Source organism: Candidatus Eisenbacteria bacterium (assembly GCA_018831195.1).
GTDB lineage: Bacteria > Eisenbacteria > RBG-16-71-46 > CAIMUX01 > JAHJDP01 > JAHJDP01.
Genome location: JAHJDP010000107.1, coordinates 1 through 13,948, shown reverse-complemented (window position 1 = coordinate 13,948; position 13,948 = coordinate 1). Strand labels below are relative to the sequence as shown.

Annotated in this window: 15 protein-coding genes; 13 read left to right on the top strand and 2 right to left on the bottom strand. The window is 53.6% G+C overall.

Annotated elements, in window-relative coordinates:
- The first annotated feature begins 116 nt into the window (after window positions 1-116).
- The 6 genes from KJ970_18675 to KJ970_18650 all read left to right on the top strand — a co-directional run bounded on the left by KJ970_18675 (window position 117) and on the right by KJ970_18650 (window position 5,139).
- Window positions 117-821, top strand: coding sequence for a flagellar hook-basal body complex protein (locus KJ970_18675; GenBank protein ID MBU2692947.1), 705 nt, complete (start codon window positions 117-119; stop codon window positions 819-821).
- A 15-nt stretch (window positions 822-836) separates the two neighbouring features.
- Window positions 837-1,625: a flagellar basal-body rod protein FlgG gene (gene flgG, locus KJ970_18670; GenBank protein ID MBU2692946.1), complete on the top strand. Its 789-nt coding sequence runs from the start codon at window positions 837-839 to the stop codon at window positions 1,623-1,625.
- Window positions 1,625-2,344, top strand: coding sequence for a flagellar basal body P-ring formation chaperone FlgA (gene flgA / locus KJ970_18665; GenBank protein ID MBU2692945.1), 720 nt, complete (start codon window positions 1,625-1,627; stop codon window positions 2,342-2,344). The genes flgG and flgA overlap by 1 nt, the downstream gene beginning before the upstream one ends.
- On the top strand, window positions 2,341-2,940 hold the full coding sequence (locus KJ970_18660; GenBank protein ID MBU2692944.1) for a flagellar basal body L-ring protein FlgH: 600 nt from the start codon (window positions 2,341-2,343) through the stop codon (window positions 2,938-2,940). Before flgA ends, KJ970_18660 begins: the two co-directional genes overlap by 4 nt.
- A 33-nt stretch (window positions 2,941-2,973) precedes the next feature.
- Window positions 2,974-4,104: a flagellar basal body P-ring protein FlgI gene (locus KJ970_18655; protein ID MBU2692943.1), complete on the top strand. Its 1,131-nt coding sequence runs from the start codon at window positions 2,974-2,976 to the stop codon at window positions 4,102-4,104.
- A 168-nt stretch (window positions 4,105-4,272) separates the two neighbouring features.
- A complete protein-coding gene (locus KJ970_18650; protein MBU2692942.1) occupies window positions 4,273-5,139 on the top strand; it encodes a lytic transglycosylase domain-containing protein in 867 nt (288 codons plus the stop codon).
- A gap of 97 nt (window positions 5,140-5,236) precedes the next feature.
- Here KJ970_18650 and KJ970_18645 read toward each other — a convergent pair whose 3' ends face one another.
- Window positions 5,237-5,608, bottom strand: coding sequence for a response regulator (locus tag KJ970_18645; GenBank protein MBU2692941.1), 372 nt, complete (start codon window positions 5,606-5,608; stop codon window positions 5,237-5,239).
- Window positions 5,605-6,120, bottom strand: coding sequence for a chemotaxis protein CheX (locus KJ970_18640; protein MBU2692940.1), 516 nt, complete (start codon window positions 6,118-6,120; stop codon window positions 5,605-5,607). The genes KJ970_18645 and KJ970_18640 overlap by 4 nt, the downstream gene beginning before the upstream one ends.
- 476 nt (window positions 6,121-6,596) lie before the next feature.
- On the opposite strand from KJ970_18640, the gene KJ970_18635 reads away from it, so the two are divergent.
- The 7 genes from KJ970_18635 to KJ970_18605 all read left to right on the top strand — a co-directional run.
- A complete protein-coding gene (locus KJ970_18635; GenBank protein ID MBU2692939.1) occupies window positions 6,597-7,103 on the top strand; it encodes a flagellar protein FlgN in 507 nt (168 codons plus the stop codon).
- A gap of 18 nt (window positions 7,104-7,121) precedes the next feature.
- Window positions 7,122-8,471 (top strand): flagellar hook-associated protein FlgK, encoded by a 1,350-nt coding sequence (flgK, locus tag KJ970_18630; protein MBU2692938.1) that lies wholly within the window; start codon window positions 7,122-7,124, stop codon window positions 8,469-8,471.
- A 12-nt stretch (window positions 8,472-8,483) separates the two neighbouring features.
- On the top strand, window positions 8,484-9,389 hold the full coding sequence (locus tag KJ970_18625; protein ID MBU2692937.1) for a hypothetical protein: 906 nt from the start codon (window positions 8,484-8,486) through the stop codon (window positions 9,387-9,389).
- A gap of 5 nt (window positions 9,390-9,394) precedes the next feature.
- Window positions 9,395-9,874, top strand: a complete 480-nt coding sequence (locus KJ970_18620; protein ID MBU2692936.1) for a flagellar assembly protein FliW — start codon at window positions 9,395-9,397, stop codon at window positions 9,872-9,874.
- Window positions 9,862-10,104, top strand: coding sequence for a carbon storage regulator CsrA (gene csrA / locus KJ970_18615; protein MBU2692935.1), 243 nt, complete (start codon window positions 9,862-9,864; stop codon window positions 10,102-10,104). The genes KJ970_18620 and csrA overlap by 13 nt, the downstream gene beginning before the upstream one ends.
- 167 nt (window positions 10,105-10,271) lie before the next feature.
- Complete coding sequence (locus KJ970_18610) at window positions 10,272-11,111, top strand: flagellin (GenBank protein MBU2692934.1); 840 nt, start codon at window positions 10,272-10,274, stop codon at window positions 11,109-11,111.
- Between the two features lie 189 nt (window positions 11,112-11,300).
- Window positions 11,301-13,948: hypothetical protein (locus tag KJ970_18605; GenBank protein ID MBU2692933.1), on the top strand; the 2,648-nt coding region annotated here is incomplete at its 3' end.

Below are 13,948 nucleotides of genomic sequence, written 5' to 3'. Positions count from 1 at the left end.
GGTGCCGATCGCCTTCCTGACCACACCCTGGGACAGGAAGTCCCAGGATCCATCCGGGGATCCCTTGGGTCCCCGGGCGGATCAATTGGATGACCTTAATAGAAGGGGGCTTTCTTATGCGTGGTTTAGTGATCTCAGGATCGGCCATTCGCCCCGCTCTGACCCTTCAACAGGTCCTTGCCAATAATCTCGCCAATTCCTCCGTCTCCGGTTTTAGGGCGGATCGCACCGCCTTTCACAATCTTCTCACCGCTCAAACCGGCTCCCTGACGGAGGCATCCGGCGCGAGCCTCACGATGCAGGTTGATGAAACACCGGGGGCCCTCGAAACAACAGGCGAACCCCTGCATCTTGCGCTTATCGGCCACGGGTACTTCACCGTCGCCACGGAAGAGGGAGAGAAGTATACGCGTTCGGGTGATTTCTTTCTGGGACCGGACGGCACAATCCAAACCTATGGTGGGGCCGAGCTTCAAACGGAGAGCGGACCGATCATGGTCTCGAGTGCGTCACAGGTGGTCGTCGAATCCTCGGGTGAGGTCCTGGTCGACGGTCAATCGGCCGGCCGGTTGCGATTGGTGCAATTCAAGGATCCCACATCGTTGAGCCATGCCGGGGGAGGCTTGCTCTCGAGTGATGCGGAACCCGAGGAGGCCTCCGGCCTTCAGGTTGTCCAGGGGCGTCTGGAAGGCTCCAATGTCTCACCTATACATACCATGACTGAAATGATCACGATTCTACGTTTTCTCGAAGCGAATCAGAAGGCCTTTCAAGCCCAGGATCAATCATTAGACGGTTTGATGCGCTGGGCCATGCAATAGAGGAGAGGATCAATTATGATTCGAGGTCTCCGAACAGCGGCTTCTGGAATGTTGGCGCAACAGATGTCGATGGACACAATCGCCCATAATTTGGCCAATGTGAACACCACAGGCTTCAAGCGGATTCGAATGGCCTTCGAAGATCTCCTTTATGAGAAGCTTCGCCCCGCCACCGGCCAAGCCGGCGAATCCGGCTCTCCCAATCCCTTGGAGATAGGCCATGGAAGCCACGTTGTCGCGACGGAACGGCTCTTCTCCCAGGGTGAGTCCGAGACAACAAACAATCCGTTGGATCTCATTATACAAGGAGAAGGCTTTCTACAATTTGTGCAACCCGATGGCACCATCGCCTATTCACGCGATGGAGCCCTCAAAGTCGATTCTGAAGGGCGGCTCGTGAATGCCAGCGGGTACGTCCTCGAACCTGAAATTACTCTGCCACAGGATTCCACCAGTGTTGCCATTACCACAGACGGCCGCGTTATAGCTCAAACGGCGGGAAGCACGACACCGGCTGAACTGGGACAGATCCTATTAGCCCGTTTTCTCAACCCGGGAGCATTGGAGGGGCAGGGGGGGAATTTATTGCAGGCGAGCGCCGCCGCCGGTGATCCTGTCGTTGGCGCACCGGAGGAGCTGGGTCTGGGGCGGACGATCCAGGGATCCCTGGAAAGATCGAATGTCCAAGTCGTGGAGGAGATGGTCGCCCTCATCATGGCGCAAAGGGCCTTTGAATTGAACTCGAAAGCTGTTCAATCAGCGGATGAGATGCTCTCAATCGTCAACAATCTGAGGAGAATCTAATGCCGTCTGGTGGGCGAAAACGATTCCAATCCGGCCGAAGAATCGTTGCGGTCATGATGGGACTGGGGATCGTCCTTATCATGGTTCTCGGTTCCAGGGCGCTCGGCGGTCAATCAATGGGAGTCCTCTCGCAGCAGGTGGAACATTTGATCCAGGAATCATTGGGCACGGGTCCTTACTCATTTACCTTCAGCCCGAGCGAGCTTGATCTTCCCGATGGCGCGATTTTGAATTTGAATCCGACGGAAAAAATCCAGATGGGACGGAATTATTTCCAAATGCGGATTTCGGATGGAGACCGGGAAATCCAGAGGGTTCTCACCGTCGATGTAACCAGGACCGACTCGGTTTGGATCTCGGCTCGTGCTATTGCGCCGGGCGAGATTCTCACTATAGAGGATGTCCGGCGGGAGTGGCTGCGGCATACACATCAGAAAGAGGAGATCCGTTTTAAGAGCCCGGTCGGAATGAGAGCCCGTCACGGCATCGGATCGACGCGGATTCTCACGCTGGAACTTATTGAAGAACCGCCCGTGGTCCAACGGGGGCAAAAAATCCCCATAAGATACCGCTCGGCAATGATGGAAATCTCGACGGTGGCTGAAGTCCGCGAGGATGGGTGCGCCGGGGATATCATTCGGGTCCGGGTTACCGACGCACGGAAGGAGTGCCGGGCGCGGGTTCTTGAAGATGGAACATTGGAGGTCTTGCTGCCGTGATATGCAGGAATCGATATCTGCCGGTCCTCTGGGCGTTGATCTTCTTGGGTCCCGGATTACAGTCTGCCGCGGCGACATCCTTGTACAATTCAGATCGAGTGTCATTGTATGCAAACCGTAAAGCCGGCCGCGTGGGCGATTTAGTCACCGTCCATATCGTGGAATCGGCTCAGGGCACGAATAAGACGACCCTCCGCAGTTCGAAGAAAAATGAATTGGAAGTAACCGGCAGTCCCTGGGAAGAAATCCTGGATTTCATACCCCTCTATAGTGGTGGGATGGGATTTGAGGATAAAATGGATGGCCAGGGGAATAATTCGATAACCGGTGATTTGAGGGCCAAAGTGACGGCCCAGGTTGTCAGTGTTTTACCCAATGGGAATCTGGTTCTGGAGGCGACACGGCAGATAGAGTTGAACGGAGAAATTGATCATTTAACGCTACGGGGTGTTGTCCGCCCGGATGATATCGGAGCCGACAATATTGTGCTTTCCACCTATTTGGCCGACGCACAGATTTCTTACAAAGGCAAAGGTGTCGGTCGGCATACGGCTCACCGGGGGATCTTTTCCAGGATCCTGGGCTGGATCTTCTAGGCTGAAATGATGATACGAAACTTAATAGAAGAAATGGGAGGGCAAAAGAATCGATGGAGTTCGGTTCTCTACTTAATTCTTTGCCTGCTTCTGATGCCCGGTATGAGTCAAGGACAGGATGTCGGTGTGCGGATCAAGGACCTGGCCAGGATTGAAGGTGTGAGGAATAACCAGCTCACCGGCTATGGTTTGGTCATGGGTCTCGACGGCACCGGAGACCGTTCGGGGACCGGTTTCACAATCCAATCCCTGGCCAATGTCCTTGAAGGGATGGGAATAACAATATCCAAGGATGATATGTCGGTGCGGAACGTCGCCGCCGTCATGGTTACGGCGACATTGCCTCCCTTTTTCCGCGAAGGGGGGGAGTTGGATGTCACTATTTCTTCTATTGGTGATGCGTCCAGCCTCATGGGCGGGATTCTGCTTCAGACCCCTCTGCTTGCGGCGGATGGCCTGGTTTATGCCGTCGCCCAAGGCGCGGTCACTCTCGGCGGTTACGGCGCTGGGGCTCCAAGCGGCAGCCAGGTTCTGTCCAATCATCTTACCGTCGGAAGAATCCCCAACGGCGCTATCGTCGAGAAGACGGTGCCGGTTATACTTTCTTCGGGGGATTCTTTGAAGATTCTTCTCCACAGACCCGACTTCTCAACCGCCCGCCGGCTTGTTGAGGCCATCAACAGCTCCCTTGGCGATGCCAATGGAGACCTGGCCAATGCGGAAGATGCCGGGACCGTCATATCGCGGATCCCGAGTGGTCAATCCGCTGTTCACTTTGTTGCTGAGTTGGAAAATCTCCGCGTCATACCCGGCGTGTCGGCTCGAGTTGTGATCAATGAGCGAACCGGAACGATCGTCGCCGGAGCGGGTGTGACACTTCAACCGGTCGCCATATCACAGGGAAACCTCAATATAGAAGTGCGGAATCAACCCTATGTCAGCCAACCCGGCGCTTTCTCCGGCGGGGAAACAACGGTTGTTTCCGAATCGGATATTTCGGTGGGTAATGAGATCAGCGCCTTCACAGTGCTGGGCGGCGCAGCAACATTGGGTGAATTGGCCCGGGCCTTGAACGCCATGGGACTTTCGTCCCGTGACGTCATCTCAATATTCCAAGCGCTGAAGGCGGCGGGCGCTCTTCAGGCCGAGCTTGTGGTGTTGTAGAGCGGTTTGATCCTGATGCCTCCGATCAACCCCATAACGCCCGGCAAGTTACCGGTCCCAGGTGTGAAATATTTCCCACTCAATCAGGCGCCGGCGAATTCATGCTCCCCCATCACGAAGAGCATTGGAATTTCGGACTCTGGAAGTCAGTTGAACTCGCCGGCTTCCATGCAGAAGGCGATCGATTCTTTCGAAGCCTTATTGTTCAAGGAACTTCTCCGTCCTCTGGAATCTTCTCTTTCAGGGGAAAAATCGACGGGTGGATTGGGGGCGCATAGCGACCTCTTGAGCAGCCTCTGGCTGGATCCCGTGGCCCACCAGATGGCTGAGAGAATGGATCTTTTCCCCTCCGGACTCTGGGTCTCGGATAATGAAAACGCGATGCCGCCTTCCGCATCCGGTTTCGCAATAGAACGACGCCCTCAGTTGGATCTGGTACAGAAGGATTCCAGGGAGGCGCCTCCTGAAATCAGTCGAAAGAAGACGATTGAGGAAGCGCTCCATCCATCACAGAAACCAACGGCATCACCCGCGGATCATACTGCTGTGCGAAACACCGCCGCTTTGGAATCGATTCGTTCCGAGAAAACAGCATTGAAACCGATCGATTCCCTGATTCAAAAAGTATCCGGTGAGTTGGATTTACCGGCTAATCTGATTCGGGCTATCGTCATGCGGGAATCAACGGGTCGAAGCGACGCGGTCTCCTCAAAGGGCGCTCAGGGTTTGATGCAGTTGATGCCGGGCACAGCGAAGGATATGGGTGTCTTGGATCCGCTGAATCCACTAGATAATTTGCGCGGCGGCGCGCGGTATATAAAAAATCTTTTACAGCGCTTTCAGAAACCTCAACTGGCTCTGGCCGCCTATCATGCCGGTCCCCGCCGCGTCGAGGAGTATGACGGAGTGCCGCCCTATCCATCCACAAAGGCATATATAAAAGATGTTTTGGAATTGAAAAGCCGGTTTGATGCCGCAGATCCAGAGGGGGCTACTACATCCTCGTTTCCCGGGAGTCTCGGTAATTCAATTTGATCAAGTGAAAATATCCGAAGACCGTCTGTGCGCCGATCTCCGGATATTCTGATGGTTCCAATGATCCCTTTAAAATTCCTGGTTGTAAGGTTCCGGCCTAGGCCGCACGGGCCCTTTCGAGCGTATCCTTGATTTTTGCCGTCACACCTGGGAGAGTAAAGGGCTTAATAATATAGTTGTTGGCGCCGGCGCGGACCGCGTCGATGACCCGGGCTTTCTCCGCTTCGGTCGTGACCATGATAATAGGCATTTTTTTCCCGTTGGCGCGTATCTCTTTAAGTGCATCGAATCCCGACAGGTTGGGCATGTTCCAATCCATAAGGACGAGATCAAAATCAGCCCTATTTGCGGCTTCAACAGCTTCGCGCCCGTCTGCAGCCTGGGTGATCACGGTTGCACCGATCTGAGACATGGCATTTCCCAGAATTCTCCGCATGACGGCTGAATCGTCCACAATCAGAACTCTCATTTGCCGTAGCTCCCTTCTCCGATCAATTCCTTGTAGGTGATTGCCATGCTGAATTCACCGAAGTTCCCGCTGAGAGCAACGGTAGCGCGGCGGCTCCCCGCGGGGTACTGGACGGTATAATCAGTACCAACGACGACCGTCGGTAATCCCAAATCAACCTGCCGAATCTGATCGCTCGCGATTCTTCCTTTGGCGCCGCCAGCGACAATATTTACGATTTCAGCTACGGCGTCCGAAACTGTCTCATCAATTGTGTTTAATTCCATCCCAAGAAGACGCCCTGCCAAATGGCAGGCAATATAATCCGGGAAGTATATCGCAACAGTACCGCGAACGGCTCCTGATAAACCGATGACAGCTGTTACCGCCCGGGTTGTTACGGGATCCGTACCCGATACAATGGAGTCGACCCTTATCTCTTCCATAAACATTGTATGGAAAAGGTCCTGAATACTCTCTATAAAGGGCTTTCCAAAAGTAAGGTCATCCGTTGCTTTGATTTCAAAATTCATAGGCAAGCCTCCCGCTCCTTCATCATTGGGCGGATCAGTGCTGTGGAATGTCGGATCCGAACCGTCTTAATGTTATCATGATCGGTATCCCCTCCGCTTGAATCGCAGAGATCTCCTGCAAACTGAAAATCGCACAAAGATCTGCTGGGTCAAATTTCGGCCACAAAAGGGAGATCCCTTAGAGCGCAATCCTTATCCGGTTGTAAGAATTTCTCCAATATATAGAGGGCCTCCATCAGGGCGTCTCATTTTGAAACATCCCTTGAAGGGTCCTTCAAGCAGTCCCTCAAGGCAGACGCTAAGACAGCCTGGATACAAAAAGCGGATGACCCGATAGGAGGCCTTTGCACTCATCGATATCACCATCCGCCTTATATGCGGGGAGTGCGTTTTCCACACACGGTTTCAGCTTCAGATATCCCATCCGCTTTCCGATGGGTCAAAGTGAGGTTAACCGTCGCAAGGAGGCGATCAGTATGATCCCTACGGATAGGGTTCGCCGGCTAATATCAATTCTCCAGACCGAGATCGGGCAATTGAAAACATTCCTTATCTACGCGGGGAATGTTCAAGATGCTCTCGTGGCCGGAAAATCAGAAGGGCTTATCAAAGCCCTGGATCAACAGGTCGGCTGTCTCGACGAATTGAAGGTGTGGGAACAGAAACGCCGAGATGTCGTTGTTGAACTCACGGCGCATTTTAAAATCCCATCCGCTAATAGTTCCCTCTCTGATCTATTGCCGCATCTCGACCATCAAGCCCGGGAAGAGCTTCAAAATCTGGGCGAGACATGCCGCACAATGGCTCAACAATTGGGAAAGATTCAGAGAGTTAACGCCCTTCTTGCTGAAAAATCCTTGGTCTGTGTCGAAGGACTGGGACGCACTCTCATCGACGCTGTATTAAATCCGCCCGAGTACGGTCCTTCAGGTCACCGGCCGGATGCCAAAACGCCACCGTCCATACTGGATCGGCGTGCCTAACTATAGGGGATGTGAGCCATGTCGGGTTTAATCCGTAGTCTTAGCATCGCCCAAAGGTCACTGATGGCACACCAGGAGACCCTGGCCGTCATCGGTCACAATATTGCCAATGTGAGTACTCCCGGGTATTCCCGCCGGGTGGCCGAGTTGTCTCCAACTCCTGCTATCCGTGAAGGGACATTAACATTCGGGACCGGTGTTGAAGTCGCCCAGATCAGCCGCAGGAGAAACGCCTACCTTGATCGGGAGATCAGCCGGCAAAAATCGCTAAACAACCAATGGTCGGTCTGGCAGCAAGATCTGCAGCGTCTGGAAGCCCTGGTCGGCGAACCGTCTGATAACGGGTTGGGCGCCGTCATGGATGCCTTTTTTGATGATTGGACTGAATTGGCGAATCAACCCGAGAGTGACGGCTTGCGTTATGTATTGGTGCAGGAAGGGGAAAGGCTCAGTGACCGCTTCCAGAATCTTTCCAAAGGGATGAAAACGCTCCAAGAAGACTTAGATTTTCGCCTTGAACAGGGTGTCAATTCACTGAATCAAAAGCTTTCCCAAATTGCGGAACTCAATGCGACGGTAAGGAATTCGCAAGTCAGAGGGGATCAAGCGCCGGATCTCAGAGATCAACGGGATCGGTTGATGGAAGAGGTTGCATCCATCACGGGCGCGGTGGCGCAAGAAAGGGAGGACGGTGTTCTTCTCATCAGTATGGATGGTGTCCAATTGGTTGGAGATACCGGGGCGGTTGCATTGGAAACACGGCGTGAAACCAGCGCCAATGGTATCGCGAGTCAAGTCTTCGCAAACGGGCGCCAAATTCATATTTCCGGTGGTGAGTTCGGTGGAATTCTACAATTGCATGATGAGGTTATCCCGGACATCAGCGGGAAGCTTGACAATCTTGCCCTTGCTCTAGTCCAAGAAGTAAATCGACTTCATTCAATGGGACCAGATGGAATCGCTTTCTTCAGTGGCACCACTGCCGGGAATATCCAAGTTTCTGATGACATTCTTTTGGACCCGACCCGTGTCAATGCCGGTACGACCAGAGATCCAGGGGAAAATGACATAAGTGTCGCCATCGCCTCTTTGCAGGATTCTCCATTGCCCGGCCTTTCCGGGTCAACGCCCAGCGACTATTGGACGACCTGGGTGGGGCGCGTGGGGACATTGAGCCGGCGCGGAGAAGAGGAAACGGAGGCCTCGGCCCGCTTCGTAGAGTCTCTGGAAGCCCAACGGGAGGCCATCACCGGTGTCAATCTCGACGAAGAAATGATGCATCTGGTTATGACGGAAAGAGCATTTCAAGCGGCGGCCCGGGTTTTTTCAACAGCGGATGACATGCTAAGTGACCTGTTGTCGATCTAAAGGAGACTCATTGTGAGGATTTCGACACATTCAAGCTATCAGATTCCATTGTCGGCCATTCAGAATAATGCCGCCAGCTTGGCGGATTTACAGGCCCGCATGGCGACCAGTCGGCGGGTCCTAAACCCATCTGATGATCCCGCAGCCGTCACGCCGATTTTGCGGGCGAGACATGATGTTCGGGTCGCGGAATCGGGAATGGATAAGTTGCTCACCGTTCGTTCCTTTCTTGAAACACAGGAAGCCCATCTGGATCTGATGAACGATGTTTTTGACAAGATTTCGACGATTATTTATCGCGGCGCCCAAGATGGGATGGGAGCTGATTCTCGTAATGCCTTGGCGGTGGAGTTGGAGGCCTATATGGAGGAGCTCTTCGATCTGGCAAACACGGAGTGGAACGGGGTCAGGCTCTTTGGCGGTAAAGCCTCAAAATCGGCTCCTGTCGATTTGGGGCGGGGAGAGCAGGGTGAGATCGAATCGGTGGCAATGACCTCTGCGGATTCCGAGGCGCGATCATTCTATTTCGGCACCGGCCAAGAACTAACGTTGGGTGTGACGGCTGCCGATGTGTTTGGGAAAGATGGAGAGACTTTCCAGGATATCCTTTCTCTTCGGGACCGTTTGAAGGCAGACGATGGGGACGGTATTCGGAACTTCATTGACGTGTTTCAGGATCATTTGTCACAGCATCAGACACAGCAAGCTGTTGTCGGAGTTCAAGTGAATCGGCTGTTCGACATGGAAGATGTGTTAGATACAAAACGTGTTGAATCAGAAGCCATCCGATCACGCCATGAAGACCTCGACATGACGGAAGCGGCAATGAAGATACAGGAACAAACCGCCGTTCTAGAAGCAACATTAGCAGCAAGTGCGCGCATCTTTGATTTGAGCCTACTGGATTTTCTAAGGTGATTTGTATGAGCCTAGCGGAATTTCAGCAAGAGAGTTTGGAACTGGCCGGCGCTCAGGAATACAAATTTCCTGACGGTCTTCTCGGATTCGAAGAGCGAAATAAATATCTTTTGACACAAATTGAGGATACACAGCCTTTCTATTGGCTTATTTCCGATATCGAGGACGGTCTCGGGTTTATTTTGATAGATCCGAGCCTCTTCTTTGAAGGGGAATATGAGGTTTCGTTGACACTAGAAGACCGGCAGGTTCTGGAATTGGGTCCGGATGACCCGATCCGGATCTTTGTCATTGTCACGGCGGGAGACAACAGTCCTCCGACGGCCAATCTGAAAGGCCCCATCGTTTTTAATCCGCGGCGGAATATCGCCAAACAGATCGTGCTTTACAATCCATCCTTGTCCCTGCGGGCCCCTTTCCTGAGTCAGGCAACGGCGCTCATACAGGAAGAAAGTTTGGGGGGAAAAGATTCATGCTCATCCTGACGCGAAAACAAGGCGAGGTTATTCGCATAGGGGACAAGGTCAAGATCATGATCCTGGAAGTCCGTGGCAGCCAAGTCAAATTGGGGATTACGGCGCCGCCTGATGTAGCGGTTCACCGCGAAGAGGTCTACGAACGGATCCAACAGGAAAACCAGAGAGCGGAAGGTCTACCAAGCAAGACCCTAAGAGATGTGGCCCAGTTGTTCAAGAAGCGGAAACATAAGACCTGAATTATGCGGTGAAGTGGTCGGTAAATATTTTGTTAATATCGGTAAGTTTTCTACCGAGTGTTTATAACGGACGGGTTGGGCGGCAATTGTTACGCTGCTCATCCTTGTGGGAAGGAACCCCGCATTCACTTCGGTGAATGTCCATCAAGGAGGAGGGAACTCAGGAAATGGCTACTCCAGATCTAACTCGGATTCGGAGCAATATACAGGGTCTGATGATGATTCGGGCCCTCAGGGAAGTGAACAGAGACGTTGGAAGGAGCCAGCTGAGGCTGGCAACCGGCAAAAGGATCAACAATGCCTATGATGATCCGGCAGGTTATATTCTCTCATCAAAATTGGAAAACAGGAGTCATATCTTTGAAGCCATCTATAACAATATTGGAACTGCAAAGAACCTGTTAGAGGTGGCTGAAGGAGGGTTGATTTCGATCAACGATATCATGGTTACTCTTTCGGAGAAAATCGAGATGGCCGCCAACGATACGTTGGGTGATTCCGAGCGGCAGGCGATCAGCAAGCAGCTTGTACAATTTGTGGAAGAAATACAAGACATTGCTGAGCAAACCAAGTTCAGCGGTGTGACGCTGCTGAGCGGTTCCGCGACCTTCAGTTTTCAAACGGGTGAGAGAAACGCCACGATTTGGCAGACACAAGATTATGCACCGGCAAGTCTGGGCATGGGTCAGCTCGTGGCGCTGACGGAAGACTCGATCATCGACAGCACCAATTATACGACCTATCTGGATGAGGTAGATACGGGGCTGGATGCGGTGACCACGGCCTTGGCGCGTATCGGGTCGATGGTCAACCGTATGACGATGAAAGAGGATAACATTTCAATTGCACAGGTAAACACCGAAGCGGCCTTTGACCGGCTGATGAACGCTGACATGGCTATGGAGCAGCTGAATCTGACAAAGATGCAGATCCTTCAGCAGACGGCGACCTCGATGCTGGCTCAGGCGAATTACAACTCACAGTCTGTCTTGGCGCTATTTCAATAGTGAGAGGGATGTCAATGCTGGTGAACAATAAACATCCTGCATGAAATGAAGAGCCGACTTCCAGGAAGGGGGTCGGGGGTCCTCAACTGCCTGAAGCAGAACGCCAACGGATGGTTATAGGAGCGCAATCCCAAGGGAGACCCGGGGTTCGCTTGGCTGTTTTGATCTAATAGAGGGGAGATGAATCTAATGGAAGCGAAGCTCAAGCTTATAGCCATCGGGCTCACACTGGGGCTTGTCATGGGGGTTCTGATACAGCCGGTCCAGGCGGGTCTTACCTATACGGCATATATCGCCGTTCTGGAATGGGAGGGACCAACCTATAACGTCATCAACGAGGTGAATCTCGCACAGAGGGTCGATGCCACGGTATCGGAAATACCCTTCCAGGGACCTACCGGCGTTGGCGCGCGCTATGCGGCGGACGGTCGGAAGATGGTCTATTCACTGGACAGCGGTAATGACCGGATCCAGGGATTTGAGGCCAATGCGACCTATATCTATGACAGGTCCGCCAGCTTCACCTTTCAGGCCCTCGGTGTGACTCCGGCCGCGCAGGAATGGGATTCGAACCAGATTATCCTGGCGGAATATGCAGACCCGGCGACGAACTGGGTGATTCCGGGATCTGAAGTTGTCATGATTGGAGGTGTCACCTGGACCTGGGTCGCCGATGTGTCGGGATTCACGGCGGCCGACCAGGTTTATACCATTGATTACGATGATGTAAGCAATGCTCCTGAAATTGTACTACCCACGAACTCACTGACGGCGACGTCGTCCTTCGAGGTCCGTTACCTTGTGACGGATTATCAAGGCGGTGGCACGGCGGCATTCGGTCTGGGTGATTTGGACTATGGGAACTCCTCCGGCGTTACGGTGGCGACGGTTGAGATTGATGAAGCGACCGGCGGTCCTACCAGTTTCGAGGCGCTGAGTTCGATTGTGGTGGCGGCGAATGAAAACACCGCCACATCCGACGACATCTTTGTCATTGATGAAGCGGATAACAGCACAAATCAAAACGAGGAATTCTTTGTTTATACGGTGACGGCGGCCGGTGTTGAGTCATATCAGGAAGCGTATGACGATGTTTTAACAAATCCCACCGATGTCTATGTGGCGTGGAGCGGGGCGAGCACTATTGCATCCCAGGCGGCCGTCGGCGGCGGCGCGACGTTCTGGGCGGACGCTGCTGCGTCAATCACCGACCCGAACCAGGTGACCGGTCATACCTATCGTGCGACGGTTGATGGCGCGGGCAACACGCTCATTCTGGACCTGACGACAGGCCGGACTTTGGTGACATCGACGGCATGGGCAAACCTCGCCGATCCCCTATTGGTCGTCCCGGGCATCTCCGCGGATCCCCCCGCTGTGGCTCCCGCCGCGGCCAATTATGACTGGGCGACGACGGCGTCGGTGGTGAATCACTACGCCTTTATCGCCGATGCGGGCGCAAACCGGATCAAGGTTGTCGAGGTTGGAAACTTTAACTGGGCGGGCGATCAGCTCCCCGGCGATGCGCGGACAATGACGGCCCAGCCTGCGGGTGCGGGTCTTGTCGGCGCGGTGGCGGATGTCGAATATGACGTGGTGACCCCGGGTACGGTGCCGATCAACTGGGTGACATGGACCCTGACGGCTCCGATCAAGGAGGGGTCTTTGAACACGATCACGGCGGATCCCGACGGGACGCCGGTGACGTGGACACGGTACAATAATGTTCTGACCGCCGGTCCGGCCGATCGTGTTTTCGAGGTTGATTGGCAGACGGGTCAGATCACCTTTGGCGACGGGATTCACGGTATGATCCCGCCGACAGCAACTTCTCTTCGATTCAATTACACAACCACACCCGATGTTCTCCGTTACGGCACCTCCGGCGACGGCCCCGGCCAGTTCAGCGACCCGCGCTCCATTTGCGCCCGCTGGAACAGCGGTTTGGGCCAGTTCGACGTGTATGTTGTGGACACGGGCAATGATCGAATCCAGAAGCTGGCCTTCCATCCGGAAGACCCCGCGCTGCAGATTCCAGCCTATATTGAATATGTAACGGAATGGAATTTTGGGGTCGAAGTTTCTGAAAAGCTCAGTTCACCTTGGGATATCGATGTTGAGGATGATGCCAGCGGCGATGTCTTTATTGCTGTTGTAGATCAATCCAATCATCGGATCTTGGTTTATGAAGATACCGAAGCCCTGAATGGTGGATCCACGCCGCCGGAATACAGCACGGGTTTTGGAACCATGGGCAACGGTTTCGGATACTATGCCCAAGCTGAGGCTATTGATTTGGTGGATAACGGGACCGAATTGGACATTTATGTCGCTGATGGATCCCGGAACAAGGTCGTGAAGTATGAAGCCGCGCCTGTACCCTCGGTGACATTAACATTCACCGGTGCGAGCGCATTACCCAACAGCTTCCCACCAGCCTCTTCTTATACCATCAGCTATACGACGCAGAATGCGCCGGATGGCGGATGGGTTGATTTTTACTTTGGCGCAACGGGAACTTTTGATACATCAACAGCGAAATTATGCGTTCCCGCCGGCAGCGCCACTCCGACGGCCGGCACGGCGGTATGGTCGTTTAAAAATTCTCCGGGCGGCACACCCGCCGATGGCAGCTATTACCTGTTTGCCATCCTGCGCGACGGCACCGGGGTAAGGGTCGCTTCCGACGCCGCAACGAGCACGGAGTTATTGACGATCGACAGCAAACTGACGACAGCCTTGACATTGCGGGATCAGTGGGACGGAGATCCGACGCTACTGATGCAGAATAATCTGGAGCGTACGGTTGAGATGCAGCTGGTCTACCCTGACAGCGT